General features: G+C 63.3%; 15 protein-coding genes. 8 read left to right on the top strand and 7 right to left on the bottom strand.

Annotated elements, in window-relative coordinates:
• Positions 1-10: 10 nt before the first annotated feature.
• The 3 genes from ABDZ98_RS14120 to rpsU form a co-directional block, all read right to left on the bottom strand.
• Positions 11-1,780: a DUF4153 domain-containing protein gene (locus tag ABDZ98_RS14120; RefSeq protein WP_160591442.1), complete on the bottom strand. Its 1,770-nt coding sequence runs from the start codon at positions 1,778-1,780 to the stop codon at positions 11-13.
• A gap of 3 nt (positions 1,781-1,783) precedes the next feature.
• A complete protein-coding gene (locus ABDZ98_RS14115; RefSeq protein WP_160591440.1) occupies positions 1,784-2,353 on the bottom strand; it encodes an FKBP-type peptidyl-prolyl cis-trans isomerase in 570 nt (189 codons plus the stop codon).
• Positions 2,354-2,459: 106 nt separating this feature from the next.
• Positions 2,460-2,666 carry a 30S ribosomal protein S21 gene (rpsU, locus tag ABDZ98_RS14110; RefSeq protein ID WP_160591438.1) on the bottom strand — a complete coding sequence of 69 codons (207 nt, stop codon included), beginning with the start codon at positions 2,664-2,666 and terminating at the stop codon, positions 2,460-2,462.
• 205 nt (positions 2,667-2,871) lie between these two features.
• On the opposite strand from rpsU, the gene crcB reads away from it, so the two are divergent.
• From crcB to ABDZ98_RS14085, 5 genes are read left to right on the top strand one after another with little or no spacing between them, the layout of a single operon-like run.
• Complete coding sequence (gene crcB / locus ABDZ98_RS14105; RefSeq protein WP_160591436.1) at positions 2,872-3,279, top strand: fluoride efflux transporter CrcB; 408 nt, start codon at positions 2,872-2,874, stop codon at positions 3,277-3,279.
• A complete protein-coding gene (locus tag ABDZ98_RS14100; protein WP_160591434.1) occupies positions 3,276-4,634 on the top strand; it encodes an RluA family pseudouridine synthase in 1,359 nt (452 codons plus the stop codon). Before crcB ends, ABDZ98_RS14100 begins: the two co-directional genes overlap by 4 nt.
• Positions 4,631-5,287, top strand: coding sequence for an HAD-IA family hydrolase (locus ABDZ98_RS14095; protein ID WP_202386008.1), 657 nt, complete (start codon positions 4,631-4,633; stop codon positions 5,285-5,287). The genes ABDZ98_RS14100 and ABDZ98_RS14095 overlap by 4 nt, the downstream gene beginning before the upstream one ends.
• Positions 5,280-5,516, top strand: coding sequence for a hypothetical protein (locus ABDZ98_RS14090; RefSeq protein ID WP_160591432.1), 237 nt, complete (start codon positions 5,280-5,282; stop codon positions 5,514-5,516). The genes ABDZ98_RS14095 and ABDZ98_RS14090 overlap by 8 nt, the downstream gene beginning before the upstream one ends.
• Positions 5,516-6,214 carry an ATP12 family chaperone protein gene (locus tag ABDZ98_RS14085; RefSeq protein ID WP_160591430.1) on the top strand — a complete coding sequence of 233 codons (699 nt, stop codon included), beginning with the start codon at positions 5,516-5,518 and terminating at the stop codon, positions 6,212-6,214. The genes ABDZ98_RS14090 and ABDZ98_RS14085 overlap by 1 nt, the downstream gene beginning before the upstream one ends.
• 18 nt (positions 6,215-6,232) lie before the next feature.
• Here ABDZ98_RS14085 and ABDZ98_RS14080 read toward each other — a convergent pair whose 3' ends face one another.
• The 4 genes from ABDZ98_RS14080 to ABDZ98_RS14065 are packed head-to-tail and all read right to left on the bottom strand — an operon-like array spanning position 6,233 to position 9,746.
• Complete coding sequence (locus tag ABDZ98_RS14080) at positions 6,233-6,820, bottom strand: ABC-type transport auxiliary lipoprotein family protein (RefSeq protein WP_160591428.1); 588 nt, start codon at positions 6,818-6,820, stop codon at positions 6,233-6,235.
• 20 nt (positions 6,821-6,840) lie between these two features.
• Positions 6,841-7,788 (bottom strand): MlaD family protein, encoded by a 948-nt coding sequence (locus ABDZ98_RS14075; protein ID WP_160591426.1) that lies wholly within the window; start codon positions 7,786-7,788, stop codon positions 6,841-6,843.
• Between the two features lie 9 nt (positions 7,789-7,797).
• Entirely contained in the window at positions 7,798-8,640 is an 843-nt protein-coding gene (locus tag ABDZ98_RS14070; protein ID WP_160591424.1) for an ABC transporter ATP-binding protein, read from the bottom strand.
• A complete protein-coding gene (locus ABDZ98_RS14065) occupies positions 8,637-9,746 on the bottom strand; it encodes an MlaE family ABC transporter permease (RefSeq protein WP_160591422.1) in 1,110 nt (369 codons plus the stop codon). Before ABDZ98_RS14065 ends, ABDZ98_RS14070 begins: the two co-directional genes overlap by 4 nt.
• A gap of 137 nt (positions 9,747-9,883) precedes the next feature.
• Here ABDZ98_RS14065 and ABDZ98_RS14060 point away from each other — a divergent pair, with 137 nt between their 5' ends.
• From ABDZ98_RS14060 to ABDZ98_RS14050, 3 genes are read left to right on the top strand one after another with little or no spacing between them, the layout of a single operon-like run.
• Positions 9,884-12,757: a valine--tRNA ligase gene (locus ABDZ98_RS14060; RefSeq protein WP_160591420.1), complete on the top strand. Its 2,874-nt coding sequence runs from the start codon at positions 9,884-9,886 to the stop codon at positions 12,755-12,757.
• Positions 12,757-13,491 carry a 7-carboxy-7-deazaguanine synthase QueE gene (locus ABDZ98_RS14055; protein ID WP_160591408.1) on the top strand — a complete coding sequence of 245 codons (735 nt, stop codon included), beginning with the start codon at positions 12,757-12,759 and terminating at the stop codon, positions 13,489-13,491. Before ABDZ98_RS14060 ends, ABDZ98_RS14055 begins: the two co-directional genes overlap by 1 nt.
• Positions 13,488-14,954 (top strand): MATE family efflux transporter, encoded by a 1,467-nt coding sequence (locus ABDZ98_RS14050; protein WP_160591406.1) that lies wholly within the window; start codon positions 13,488-13,490, stop codon positions 14,952-14,954. Before ABDZ98_RS14055 ends, ABDZ98_RS14050 begins: the two co-directional genes overlap by 4 nt.
• The last annotated feature ends 155 nt before the right edge of the window (positions 14,955-15,109 follow it).

The following is a 15,109-nucleotide window of genomic DNA, read 5'->3' as shown; positions in this document are numbered from 1 at the left end:
GAGCTTCAAGCTATTCGGCAGGCGGAACTGCGATCAAGGGAACTTCCGCAGGCTCCGTCACTGCCGCGTCGACCAGCGGAGGGCCGATACGCCTGCCGTCGAGATAGATATGGCGGCTCACCTCGTCCCTGACCTCGATTACCGAATCCAGCGTCAGTGGCTGTCGTTCATCGGGCGATTGCTCGTTGAACGGACGGCCATTGCCTTCCTCATCGATCAGGACACGCTGATAGCCATGGGCCTGAACGAACGCCACATCGCGGCGCCCCTGATCGTCCATGCCCAGATCGACAGCGACGCAGATCTCACCGCACTGCCAGGGTTCGAACTGCAGGAAAGCCAGCACGATAGGCCGCAATGTGGGATCGTCCGACTGGACGCGCAATTTGCCGGTAAACCCTTCTGCAGAAGCCCGGCGCATGGGAGAATAGGGCCGCTCCGTCTGCGCCTGCGCGGCAAGGGCCAGCTGCGCCACCTCGCCCTCGCCCGCCGCCAGATCAGCCAGCACTTCGCGCCCCGCATCACCAAAGTCCCAGCGCAGCGCGGCATAGTCGAATTCCTGCGGCGTGACCCTGCCCGCCTCCAGCCGCGCCACCTGATTGCGCGCGGAAATCCCGCCGAAATCGAGGATCGGCAGGGCCAGGATCAGTGCCGCAACGCAAGTCGCGGCCGCAAGGTGGAGGTTGGCGCGGCGCAGGAATGCGGTCCAGCGCGCCTTGCGCCCGCGCACCAGACCGACCCAATAGGCGAGGCCATAGGCGACCGCGATGATGATCGTCACCAGCGCCCATATCCGTTCGGGAGCAAGCCCGTACTGATCGATGCGGATACCCATGGAAATCGCCGCGAACACTGCCAGCGGCAGAATGCCCGCGGCCAGCACCAGAGAGGTGATTCGCATGATGCGGTTGGGGCTGCGGGCCTCATCCTCATCACGGATGATGACATTGGCCAGCACGTAACTGCCCAGCGCGCAGGCCAGCAATACCGGCGTGGCCGCATCGGTAGCATCCCACAGCGCCTGGCCGCCCGATGCCAGCAGCGCGACAAGAAACACCACCAGCGCCAGCGCCAGAGGAACCGCCAGCAGGGACAGCACCATCAGCACCACCGATTGCAGCGAGCCGATGATCTTGAGGTTGTTGCGCAGCACGCCCAGCGCCGCGCCAAATGCGCCGCCGCTCCACATCAGGGCGAACCAGTCCTTGTCCATCAGCGTGCTGATCAGGTCGATACCGACCAGGTCCAGCAGGCCGTTGAGCAGGACCAGCATGATCCAGCTGAGCCCGGTAAAGGCCAGCGCACCTGCCGAACTGACGGCATCGGTCCAGACGTGGAAATGGGTGATGCGATATTCGGTGGCGAACCGCGTGCGGTGGAACCCGGCCTGAAACAGCGGCAGAGCGATTATCGATGCGAAGACACCGGCGGCAAAGCCGAATTCGGCACCCGCCATGTGATCCTGCATGACCACGGCGTTATAGGTAAGACCGGCCATGACCAGACCCGCCAGCACTGCGAAAATGGCCGGCTCTCGCACGCGGTCCTGGCCAATGGAAAAGGCCGCGCAGATCGATCCGAAGAAGATGAAGGCCGTGATGGCCGCATTCAGCGGCCGGGTTTCATGGCCGTCCGTCAGGAAATAGATCAGCAGGCCCGCCAGTGCCAGCAGGCCCGCCAGTATCCAGGGGAGCGGCAGCCAGTCGGACAGGGGCGCCTGCGCGTTGGCCTGTGCGCTGACCTGTGCCGCCCGGGCTGCCGGAGCCTCCCCTTCGGTCATCGATTATCCGGCTGGCGGCACATCGGCCTGCGCCGCGCCTTCGGCGGGCTGCTGCTGTTCCAGCGCCTGCAGCATGGACTGATAGCGCTGCTCAGCTTCATCGGGCGACATGAAATCGACCAGCTCGATGTCGAAAGTCAGGTCCGCATTGGGCGGAATGGGCGAACCGGGCTGCGGCGTTGCGCCATAACCAAGCTCGGAAGGAATCTCGACCTTGTAGGACCCGCCGCGCTGCATCTGCATCAGCGCTTCCTTGAAGCCGGGGATCATCCGGTCCAGCGGCAGGGGCGTGCCGTCAGGCAATATGCCCGGAACCGGCCAGTTGGCGTCCTGCGACTGGTCGAACACGGTGCCGTCTTCCAGCTTGCCGGTGTAATGGACGAACACCACGTCCGTTTCGGTGGGGCTTTCACCCTCGCCCGCAGTGATCGTGTCAACAGAAACGCTGGCCGGACGCGAGGTAAACCAGGCGACGCTGCCGGCAAGCACGATGCCCACCAGCATGCCGAGCCAGAATTTCATCATCGAGCCCTTGGCAATGGGCTGCAACGGTACGCGGGTTACTTCGGCCATGTGTCGTCCTGATCTGAAAAGGGATCTGGTAAAGAAAGGGCGCGGAGAAAATATCCCCGCGCCCCGTTTGTCTTAGCTTTGCGAAAGGTTCAAGCCCGGCGACGCCTTAGCGTCCGCCGTCGCGCTCAACCCGCTTGCGGTCCAGCTTGCGGGCGCGGCGCACGGCAGCAGCCTTTTCGCGGGCACGCTTTTCACTGGGCTTTTCGTAATGGCGACGCAGCTTCATCTCGCGATACACCCCCTCACGCTGCAGCTTCTTCTTGAGCGCGCGCAGGGCCTGTTCGACGTTGTTGTCGCGGACGATGATCTGCATAAACCTAAGCCACCTTTTCTAATCTCAAAACAGTCAGAGCCCGCGAGCGATCGGCGCGGGATGCACCTGCTATAAAACAAATGAAAAATCGGCCGAATCCCTTACGGACCGGCTCTCTGCGGCGCGCATTATGCCAAATCGGTGCACAAGGCAAGCGCGGCTAATGGCTTTCGCTCTTCACGCCATGCGTCTAAGGGATGCCGCCATGAGTGCTACTCCACAATTTCAGGCCTCGCTGCTGGTCGCCTTTGGCGGCGGCATCGGGGCATTGCTGCGTTATCAGGCCGGACGGCTGATTACCCATGTCATGGGTGTGCAGGCCGTGATGACCTTTCCATGGGCAACGCTGATCGTCAATATCGCTGGCAGCCTGGCCATGGGCCTGCTGGCCGGATGGCTGGCCCGCCACGGCCAGGGGGGCGATCATATCCGCCTGGCAGTGGGCGTTGGCCTGCTGGGCGGCTTCACCACTTTTTCCGCCTTCAGCCTTGAAATGATGCTGCTGATAGAGCGTGGCCAGACCAGCCACGCCTTCCTCTATGCCGCCATTTCGCTGCTGGGCGGCCTTTCGGCCCTCTATGTCGGCCTGATCGTCATGCGGTTGCAGGCATGACGCAGGGATATAACCCGAACGACCGGGATCAGGACGGTCAGGGCAACAACGGTCGGGACAACACGGGTCAGGACAACAAGGTTCGCCAGTTCATTGTCGATGCCGATGATGACGGTGTCCGGCTGGATCGCTGGTTCAAGCGCCATCTGCCGCAAATCGGCTTTGGCACGGTTTCGCGCTGGGCGCGCACCGGCCAGCTGCGCGTGGACGGCAAGCGGGTGAAGCCGGAAGACCGGCTCGCCACCGGCCAGAACGTACGCGTTCCGCCCGGCGGAGAAGAGATCAAGGGCAATGTCAGGCAGCGGCAGGAACTGACCGCGGAGGAAGAACGGCAGGCAGAGGCCATGCTGATCCGCCGCAGCAAGAGCGCGCTGGTGCTCAACAAACCCCCCGGCCTTGCCACGCAGGGCGGAACCAAGACCACCAAGCACGTGGACGGCCTGCTGGACGCCTATGCCGAGGAGGACGAACCGCGCCCGCGTCTGGTCCACCGGCTGGACAAGGATACATCGGGTATATTACTGGTGGCTCGCTCTCCGGGCAGCGCGGCCTTTTTCTCCAAGCGATTTGCCGGTCGCAGCGCCAAGAAGATCTATTGGGCTCTGGTGGTGGGCGTGCCCGAAGTGCATGAAGGCACGATCGATGCGCCACTGGCCAAGCAGCCCGGCTCCGGCGGGGAGAAGATGCACGTCGACACCCACGGCGGACAGGCAGCCAAGACATTGTACCGGGTGGTGGATCGCGCCGGAAACAGCGCTGCATGGGTGGAATTGCAGCCGCTGACCGGCCGCACCCACCAGTTGCGCGTGCATATGGCCGCCATCGGCCATCCGATCGTCGGCGATGCCAAATACGGCGGCCCGGCGGCTTTCCTGACAGGCTCCATCAGCCGCAAGATGCACCTGCATGCACGGCGCCTGATCATTGAGGCTCCCGGCGGCGAGGTCATCGATGAGACGGCAAACCTGCCCGAACATTTCGCCACCAGCATGGAACAGCTCGGCTTCGATCCGAACATGAGCTCGGCCGAGCCGGAACAGGGCCGCCCTGAGCAGACCCCGGCGGAAAAGAAGCAGGTCGCCCGCCAGCACGCCAAGCAATATCGCAAGGCCCGGCGCGGCGAACGCAAGAGCCGCAGCCCCGAAGCGCCGCGCGGTCGCGGACCGGCCAAGCCTGTCGGCAAACCCGGCAAGGCGGCGGCCGGTAAGGCGGGTGGCAAAGCGGGCGGAAAGACAGGCGGCAAGGCAGGAGCCAAATCGGGCCCAAGAACCGGCCAGAAAACCGGCCAGAAAACCAGCAGGCCCAGCGCTCGTCCCGCCAGGACCACAGGCAGGCCCAAAAGAGGCGACGCATGACCATCCGCCTCGCCGTGTTTGATTGCGACGGGACGTTGAGTGATGGTCAGGCGGCAGTGTGCCGTTCGATGGAAATTGCATTTTCGCAGGCCGGCCTGCCCGCGCCCGATCTGGGCCAGGTGCGCCGCATCGTCGGCCTCAGCCTGCCGCAGGCGATCCGCAGCCTTGCGCCCGGTGCTGCGCAGGACCAGCAGAATGTGGTGCTGGAAGCCTACAAGCAGGCCTTTCGCGCCGCCCGTCTGGACGGATCGCTGCATGAACCGCTGTTCCCCGGCATGGCGGAGCTGGTCCGCTCACTGCATGGCAGGGGCTGGATGCTGGGCGTTGCCACCGGCAAATCCGACCGGGGGCTGAAAAGCACGCTGGCCACCAACGGCCTGCTGGACTTTTTCACCACGCTGCAAACCGCAGACCGCCACCCGTCCAAGCCGCACCCCTCCATGCTCCACACCGCGATGGAGGAGGCGCTGGCACGGCCCGAAAACACGGTGATGATCGGCGATACGGTGTTTGACATGGAATGCGCCGTGGCCGCCGGGACCGGTGCAATCGGCGTGGCCTGGGGCTATCATGAGGCGGACGAACTGCGCAGCGCGGGGGCAACAGCCATCGCCGCATCGGCGCGCGAGCTGGAGGAATTGCTGGATGGATAGGGAAACGCAGGAGCAGAAGGCGAAGCAGCGCTTCTTCATGATCAACGCCATGCGCATGGCCGGCGTGGCCATGGTGCTGATTGGCATCCTCGTCATGCAGGGCATGTTCGGCCTGCCCGAGTGGACCGCCTATCTGCTGATCGGCCTGGGGCTGGTGGAGACTTTCGTCACCCCGCAGATCCTCGCCCGCATGTGGAGCAGCGAAAAGGGTGGTCCCGGCGAGCGGTGATGAAGCGTTTCTATTCCGAAGTATCGATCCACAGTGGAGACGGGGGTTGGCATGTCGCTCTCGACACGCGCCCGATCAAGACCCAGCTGGGCGCGCCGCAAGTGGTGCCCGCCAAGGCATTGGCAGAGCTGCTGGCCGGTGAATGGCGCGCGCAGGGGGAGGAGATCGATCCCGGCAGCTTCGTGTTTCGCGACATGGCCGATTATGCGATCGACATCATCCGCGCCGATCCGGATGCGGCCATCGCCAATCTGGTCAGTTTCAGCCAGACAGACACGCTATGCTACCGCGCCGATCCGGAAGATGCGCTGTTCGCCCGTCAGGAAGACGTGTGGGACCCGCTGGTTGCCGCCTGCGAGGCGCGCCACGGCGTCAGCTTCCCGCGCGTCAGCGGGATCAGCCATGAACCGCAATCTGAGGAGACGACCCGGCGCCTGTCAGGCGCGCTGGCACAGCTGGACGCTTTCCAGCTGGCCGGTCTGCAAACGCTCACCGCGCTGGCGGCATCGCTGATCGTGGGGCTTGCCGCGCTGGAGGATGGCGCCGATGCGCAGGCGCTGTTCGATGCTTCCAATGTGGAGGAAGACTGGCAGGCGCAGCTGTGGGGCTGGGACGTGGATGCCCGCAAGGTTCGGGACATGCGGGCAAAGGCCTTCGCCATGGCGCTGGAATTCACCCGCGCCGCACACAGCGCCTGATCAGCCTGACAGCAGGCTTCAGCCTACCCAGTCCGCCACCTGCGCCGCCACATCATTGGCCGCGCTGTTCAGTGCCGGAGCAACAGAGAGCGCAGTCGGCGCAACGCCGGTGATCTCGCTTTCGAAACGCTGCGTGCGCACTGTGCCATCGGGCAGGCGCAGCACCGCTTCATATTGCACGATCACGGCAGACCGCGCCGGAATGTAATCCATCGCCAGCAATTGCCCGCTTAGCTGCGTGGGAGCGGCAAATTCAAGATCTCCCCCGCCAACCACAAGCCGGCCACCGCGCGCCCGGATGGTTTCGGACAGAACGCGCTGGAACAGGCGCGCGGGCTTTTCCACCCACACCGCATCCTGCAGATAGGCGAGCGAAGACGAGTCCACCTGCACCGGCACGCGCACCACGTTGAGGCGCTGCGGCACGGCAGGTTCGCTCACCGCCAGCGCGGTGGAGATGTCGCCGCTGGCCGTCGATCCGGCCGCAGCAGTGCTGCTGGCCGTCAGCGTCAACAGCTGTTCGGGAGGTTCCGTGCTGCCGCCAATGCTGACACAGCCTGCCAGCAGGAGGGCACCCAGCGCACCGAAGATGGTCTTGTTATGCATTACCATAGCTCCTCTCGCGCTCACGGCTGATATTCGGGCAGGGGCCGCGCGCCCAGGATCGAAGTGGCGCCTTCGGCCTCGATAGTTTCTGTCAGGCCGCGCAATGTCGCACTGGTGCGGCGCAGATCATTCAGCGTTGCCTGCGCGGTCGGCAGTGTTTCCTGCGACAATTGCCGGGTCAACGGCTCCACATTGCGCAAGGTCACTTCCAGCGTATCGGCAGCCGCGCGCGCCGATTGCAGCGTGGTGCGCATTTCAGCCGCCAGCGTCGCACCATCATTCTCCAGCAGCGAATCCGCACTTTCCAGCGTGTCCTGGAACGCTGCCAGAGTCAGGGTCGATTGCGCCAGCGTGGCCTGCAATTCCTGCATGGTGCGCTGAATTTCAGGAGAGGCATCGGCCAGTTCGCGGCTGATCGTGTTGGTGTTGGCCAAAATGCCGCTGATCGCGGTCTGGTTGTCATCGTCCAGCACGCGGGTCAGCCGATCGGTCAGCGTGGCCAGCCGTTCCAGCAGCAGCGGCGCGCTGGAGAGAATTTCGTCGATTGCGCCGCCAGCAGGCGGGATCACCGGCACGCCTTCGGGGCAGGCGGTGGTCTCGCAGGTAATCTCGGGCGCACCGGCGCGCGCACCATCAAGGTTCAGCGTGGAAACGCCGGTAAAGCTGAAGGAGATGGAAGCGGTGGTGCCAACCAGGATCGGCACATCATTTTCCACGCGGATACGCACGCGGACATATTCCGGATCCTTCTCCCACAGCACGATGTCAGACACCTGGCCCACCGGCACACCGGCAAAGGACACAGACGATCCATCGGCAAGACCGCCCACCGACTGGTTGAAGAAGATGTCATATTCCTTGCGGTCAGCATTGCCCAGCCGGGCCAGCCACACGAAGAACAGCGCCAGCGCTGCAATGAGCGCCAGAGTGACAACTCCGACCCAGACATGGTTTGCGCGTGTTTCCATCGCTTGCGGCTATGCCTCCCTATCGCTGTGCTTGTCCATGCCCTTGGCGCGATTGCCGCGATCACGCGATGCAACAGCGGCGCGCGCACGCGGCCCATTGAAGTATTCCTGAATCCACGGATGGTCGCTTTGCAGCAGTTCCGGGATCGTCCCCACGCCGATCACCTTCTTGTCTGCCAGCACGGCCACCCGGTCGCAAATGGCGTATAATGTATCGAGATCATGGGTGATCAGGAACACCGTCAGGCCCAGCGTATCGGTCAGCTCGCGCGTCAGCTCATCAAAATTGGCGGCACCGATGGGATCAAGACCCGCCGTCGGCTCATCCAGGAACAGCAGTTCCGGATCCAGCGCCAGCGCACGGGCGAGGCCGGCGCGCTTCTTCATCCCGCCTGAAAGCTCGGACGGATATTTGCTCGCCGCTTCGGCAGGCAGGCCGGTCATCACCGTCTTGTAGCGGGCAATCTCATCCAGCAGCACCGGCTCCAGCTCCGGATAGAACTGCTTGAGCGGGACCTGCACGTTTTCTCCCACCGTCAGCGTGGAGAACAGCGCGCCGCCCTGAAACAGGACCCCCCAGCGATTGCGCACGCCGATCACCTCGTCAGGCTCAGCCGCGACAATGTCCTGCCCGAACACCTCGATCGAACCGCACCGGGGTATCTGCAGGCCGATGATGCTGCGCATCAGCACCGATTTGCCCGTGCCCGAACCGCCCACAACGCCGAGAATTTCGCCGCGGCGGACCTTCAGGTCGATCTCGTCGTGGACGACGAAATCGCCAAAGGCATTGGTGAGGCCTTCGATGACGATCGGAAACTCGCCGTCAAAATGGAGGTCCGAAGCGCTCATCCCCAACCGATCTCGGTAAAGAACACTGCGAAAAATGCGTCCAGCACGATGACCATGAAGATCGCCTCCACCACGGCCTTGGTGGTACGCAGGCCAACTTCCTCGGCATTACCCTTGACCTGCATACCCTGATAACAGCCCGAAATCGCGATGATCAGGCCGAACACCGGTGCCTTGGCCAGGCCGACATACAGATCGTGCAACGGCACCACTTCCTGAATGCGGGCAAGGAAGGTGAGGAACGGAATGCCCAGCATGACATCGCCGATCACCGCGCCGCCGATGATCCCGATGCAAGCCGAATAGAACCCCAGAAGCGGCATCATCAAAATCGATGCAAATATGCGCGGCAGCACCAGCGCTTCCACCGGAGAAACGCCGATGGTGCGCATGGCGTCGATCTCTTCGGTCAGCTTCATCGTGCCGATCTGTGCGGCAAAGGCAGAGCCTGAGCGGCCCGCCACCATGATTGCCGTCATCAGCACGCCCAGTTCGCGCAAGGTGATGCGGCCCACCAGGTTCACGGTCAGCGTTTCTGCGCCAAACTGCTGCAACTGCACCGCGCCCTGCTGGGCAATGACGATACCGATCAGGAAGCTCATCAGGCCGATGATCGGCAGCGAAGTAACCCCCACCAGCTCCATCTGCCGCACCAGTGCGCGCACGCGAAGACGGCCCGGATGGCGAATGGTTGCCGCCATCGCCACCAGGATCGCTCCCATGAAGCTCAGATTGTTGAGCATGCCGCCGGCAAATTCGAAAACCTTGCCGCCGGTGGTTTCCAGTACGCGCGGGACAATTGGCAGGCGCGGCGGTTCAATATCGGCGCTGCTGGCGCTGCGCTCCACCGCATCGATCAGGATTTCCGCCTGTTCGCTGGCGCCGGTAATGTCGGCATTCTGGTCCGTGGCGAAGCGGTAGATCACCCACGCACCCACCGTATCGATTGGCGAGGCGTTGGAAATATCGATGAAGTGCACCGGCTGATCCAGCGCGCGCAAACCGGGATCGAGATGGCCAATGGTGGAGACGAGCAGCGGCCCTTCGACCTTCACGGTCGTGCGCCCCTCGGCCTCCTCGGTGCTGAAATCCGCCCATTCGCGCATGATTTGCAAGGCTATGCGGGCAAATCCGCGCGGCGGCAAGACCAGTTGCGCGTCAATACCCCCACGAGTGCCCCGCCAGTGTTGTGGCCAATCCGCCATTGCCCTTGCGCACCAGCGCTGGCAAAGGCGCGGGCGATATGACCCGCGAACTGGACACCACTTTCGACCCCGCCGCGATTGAAGCGCGCTGGTATTCCCATTGGGAAAATAACGGCCTGTTCCGGCCTGAACGCCCGGACGCAGAGCCTTTCACCATCGTCAATCCGCCGCCAAACGTCACCGGCAGCCTGCACATCGGCCATGCGCTGGACAATACGCTGCAGGATATCGTGATCCGGTACGAGCGCATGCGCGGCAAGGATGCGCTGTGGGTGGTGGGCACCGATCATGCGGGCATCGCCACGCAGATGGTGGTCGAACGCCAGATGGAGGCGAAGCAGGACAAGCGCACCAATTACACGCGCGAAGGCTTTGTCGAGAAAGTGTGGGAGTGGAAGCATGAGAGCGGGGGAGAAATCACCCGCCAGCTGCGCCGCCTGGGCTGTTCGATGGACTGGAGCCGCGAGCAGTTCACCATGGATAAGCATTTCACCCGCGCCGTGGTGAAGGTGTTCGTGGACCTGTATAACGAGGGCCTGATCTACCGCGACAAGCGTCTGGTGAACTGGGACCCCAAGCTGAAGACTGCAATCTCCGATCTCGAAGTCGAGACGCAGGATGTGAAGGGCAGTTTCTGGCACTTCAAATATCCGCTGGCTGACGGCGTTACTCTGGCAGATGGCAGCGATTACATCGAAGTCGCCACCACAAGGCCCGAAACCATGCTGGCCGATATGGCCGTGGCGGTTCACCCGACTGACGAGCGCTATGCCAGCGTGGTGGGCAAGCACGTGGTGCTGCCGATCACCGGACGGCGCATTCCCATCGTGGCTGACGAACACGCCGATCCGGAACTGGGCAGCGGCGCGGTGAAGATCACCCCGGGCCATGACTTCAACGATTTCGAGGTCGGCAAGCGTGCCGGAATTGCGCCAAGCGACATGCTCAACATGTTCGATGCCGAAGCCAATGTCTGCCAGGTTTCAGACGGACTGATCCCCGACAGCTATATTGGCGTGGAACGCTTTGCAGCGCGCGCGCAGGTCGTGGCGCAGCTGAAGGAGCTGGGCTGCCTGATCCCGCATGTGACCAGGGACAAGGACGGCGATGAAGTCCTGCTCGACGCAGAGCCGCGCACCATCGCCACGCCTTTCGGCGATCGCGGCGGCGTGGTGATCGAGCCGTGGCTGACCGACCAGTGGTATGTGAATGCCGCCGAGCTGGCCAAGGCGCCGATTGAAGCTGTGAAGAACGGCGATGTCGAGATCGTCCCCAAGAGCTGGGAGAAGACCTTCTTCAACTGGATGGAAAACATCCAGCCGTGGTGCGTGAGCCGCCAGTTGTGGTGGGGGCATCGGATTCCGGCGTGGTATAGCATGACACGCTACGGAGAAGGTCTCATTTTTGGGACCACAAGTGGTCGCGTCTTGCCCAACGAAAGCCCGACTTTCGTCTGCATGGAAGAAGATGAGGCGATTGCGCTGGCGAAAAAAGAATACATCGAACTTGTCGAAGATGGCTGGACAGTTGAAGCGTTTGACACGCGTGAGCAGGCAATTCAGGCAACCAACGAAAAAGAGCGAATGATCCCCATTTGGAGAGATCAAGACGTCCTCGACACTTGGTTCTCCTCCGCCCTGTGGCCCTTCGCCACGCTCGGCTGGCCCGATGAGACCGAACTGCTGAAGAAGCACTACCCCAACGACCTGCTGGTTTCGGGCTTCGATATCCTGTTCTTCTGGGATGCGCGGATGATGATGATGGGCCAGAAGATGACTGGCCAGAACCCGTGGCCGCGCCTGTATCTGCACGGCCTCGTGCGCGCGCCGGACGGACAGAAAATGTCCAAGTCCAAGGGCAATGTGGTCGATCCGCTGGTGCTGGTGGACAAATACGGCGCCGATGCGCTGCGCTTCTTCATGGCGGCGATGGAAAGCCAGGGCCGCGACATCAAGATGGATGAGAAGCGGGTCGAGGGATATCGCAACTTCGCCACCAAGCTTTGGAACGCCACCCGCTTTTGCCAGTCCAACGGCATTGGCGCGAGCGACACCATCGCCGCGCCTGCTGCCAAGCTGGCCGCCAACCAGTGGATCATCGGTGAAGTTGCGCAGGCGGTGGACGCGCTGGACAAGGCGATGGCCGATCTGCGCTTCGATGCGGCGGCCAACATCGTCTATCACTTCACGTGGGACAAGTTCTGCGACTGGTATCTGGAACTGATCAAGCCGGTATTCGCCGGCGATCAGGACAGTCCCGCCGCCATTGAAACCCGCGCCGTGGCCGGGTGGGTGCTGGATCAGATCCTTGTCATGCTGCACCCCTTCATGCCCTTCATCACCGAGGAATTGTGGCACGCCCAGGCGGACTATCAGGGGGGTGAACGCGAATATGAGCTGATCCTGGCCAAATGGCCCGACCCGCGCGCCAGCGTGGATGCGCATGCCGTGGCCGCGATTGACTGGACCATCGCCCTCACCACCGCCACCCGCGGTGCGCGCAACGAACTGGGCATTTCGCCCGGTGAGAAACTGCCCGCCTTCTGCCCCGCCCCTTCCCCGCTGGCGAAAAGCGTTGTCGAGCGCAGCGCGGCAGCGATCGAGCGGCTGGCCCGCCTCACGCCCGTCACCTTTGGCGAGGCACCGCAAGGCGCGGCCATGCAGGTCACGGCGGGCGATGACGTGTTCATCATCCCGCTGGAAGGCATCGTCGATATCGAGGCGGAGAAGGCCCGCCTGACAAAGGCGATGGCGGCATCCGAGAAGGAAGCCAAATCGCTGATGGGCCGCCTGGGCAATCCCAGCTTTGCCCAGAAGGCCAAGCCCGAAGCGGTGGAGAAGGCCAAGGCCGACCATGCGCATCATGAGGCCGAGATTGCCCGGCTGAAGGCAGCGCTGGAACGGCTGGGATAATGGCGCTCACCCTCGCCACCGTGGAGGAAGGGGAGCCGGAAATCTTCGCCTCCGTCCAGGGCGAGGGGGCAAGTGCGGGCATGCCGGTGGCGTTCCTGCGGCTGAGCCGCTGCAACCTTGCCTGCGTGTGGTGCGACACCGCCTACACCTGGCACTTCGAAGGCGACAACCGCCCGCACCGCAGCGGCGAGACTTTCGCGCGCAAGGCCAACCAGATCACGCTCGAAGCTGCGGAGGTGGCCGCGCGGATCGAAAAACTGGGCCAGAAGCGCCTCGTCATCACCGGCGGGGAGCCTTTGCTGCAATCGGCAAAACTGGCTGAAATGCTCGAACTTTTGCCAGATATACGGGTGGAGATAGAGACCAATGGCACGGTCGATCCCGTGGCCCGGCTCGATATAAGGGTGGACCAGTACAACGTCAGCCCCAAGCTTGCCCATTCGGGCAATCCCGCCGATCTGGCGCTGATCCCGGCCATGCTGGACCGCTGGACCACCGATGAACGCGCCTTTTTCAAGTTCGTGATCGCCCGGCCGGAAGACGTGGAGGAAGTGCTCACCATCCAGCGCGCCCATGCCATTCCCGCCGCGCGCATCTTCCTGATGCCCGAAGGTATAGACAGCGCGACAATTTCGTCGCGGATGCAGTGGCTGGTGCCTCTATGCCTGACCCACGGTTTCAGGCTAAGCGACCGCCTGCATATCCACCTGTTCGGGGACTCAAGAGGCACATGAACGCTTCCACGGCGAAGGAACCGGGCAAACCGCCCATGCGCGGCAATCTGACCGAAGGGCCGATCCTGCGCACGCTGATGCTGTTCAGCGTGCCTGCGCTGATGAGCAATATCCTCCAGTCGCTGAACGGCACGATCAATTCGATCTGGGTCGGGCGGCTGATCGGGGAGGAGGCGCTGGCGGCCACCGCCAATGCCAACATATTGATGTTCCTGGTGTCCAGCGCCGCATTCGGCTTCGGCATGGCCGGCACGGTCAAGATCGGCCAGCGCTATGGCGCGCGCGATATTGACGGGGCGCGGCGCACCTTCGGCACGGTGGTGGGCTTTTGCGGCCTGCTGATGACGGCAATCGCGGTGTTCGGCTATTTCGCCGCGCCTTACCTGCTGACCGCGCTGGGCACGCCGGGCGCAGCCTATCCGCTGGCGCTGATCTACCTGCGGCTGATCTTCGTCTCCATGCCCTTCATGATGGTCTCCATCATCCTGACCATGGGCCTGCGCGGAACGGGCGATGCGCGCACGCCCTTGATCTTCATGCTGGTGACAGTGCTGCTGGATGCGGTGTTCAACCCGCTGCTGATCGCCGGTGTCGGCCCCCTGCCCGCGCTGGGCATTGCCGGATCGGCAATTGCCACCATCATCGCCAGCACGCTCTCCTTCATCGGCATGGTCTTCTATGTCTATGCCAAGGACCTGCCGCTGCGGCTGCGCCAGGCGGAGCTGCGCTATCTGCGCCCGGCGCGTGAGGAGCTGAAATATATCATCAGCAAGGGTCTGCCGATGGGCGCGCAGATGCTGGTGATGTCGGCATCGGGCATCATCGTGGTGGGGCTGGTCAACCGCGAGGGTCTGCTGATGACCGCCGCCTATGGCGCGGCGATGCAGTTGTTCACCTATATCCAGATGCCCGCGATGGCCGTGGGCGGCGCTGTCAGCGCAATGGCCGCGCAATATATCGGCGCCAGGAAATGGCATGCGCTGGACCATGTGACCCGTGCGGGCGTGCTGATCAATTTCGCCATGACCGGGCTGATCACGCTTGCCCTGCTGGCCTTTGATCGCCCGGTGCTGGCGCTGTTCCTGGGCGGAGACAGCCCGGCCGTTCCGCTGGCCCGGCACATTCAGCTGCTGGCCGGGTGGAACTTCATCTTCTTTGGCGTGACGATGGTCTATTCCGCCACCATGCGCGCCGGCGGCGCGGTGATGGTGCCGCTGCTGATCATCGCCATATCGCTCTATCCCGTGCGGTTGGGCTTCTATTTCCTGACCTATCAATGGCTCGGCTCAGACGCGATCTGGTGGTCCTTCCCCGTCTCTGCCTTCAGCGCGCTGGCGATGGCGTGGTATTTCTATTTCCACACCCCCTGGCGCGATCGCGCAATTGCCGAAACCGCCCGCGAGGCCGAGGAACAGGCGCATACGGACGGCTATCCGGCAGGACGTTTCAAACCCGATATGTAAATCAGGCGCTTCATCGGTGGCCTGGAATGGCTCGGTCGGCGTCCAGCCGACCGCAAGGGCGACCGCCCGCCCGCAGGTGCCCTGCAGCGTAGCGGAAGGATCAGCACCGAGGACGCGCGCCCGGATGGGCGTGCGCAAAACCAAATACCCTTCCG

It is taken from the genome of Alteraurantiacibacter aestuarii (assembly GCF_039523595.1).
GTDB lineage: Bacteria > Pseudomonadota > Alphaproteobacteria > Sphingomonadales > Sphingomonadaceae > Alteraurantiacibacter > Alteraurantiacibacter aestuarii.
The sequence above is the reverse complement of the archived record's forward strand: the minus strand, read 5'-3'. Positions and strand labels throughout refer to the sequence as shown.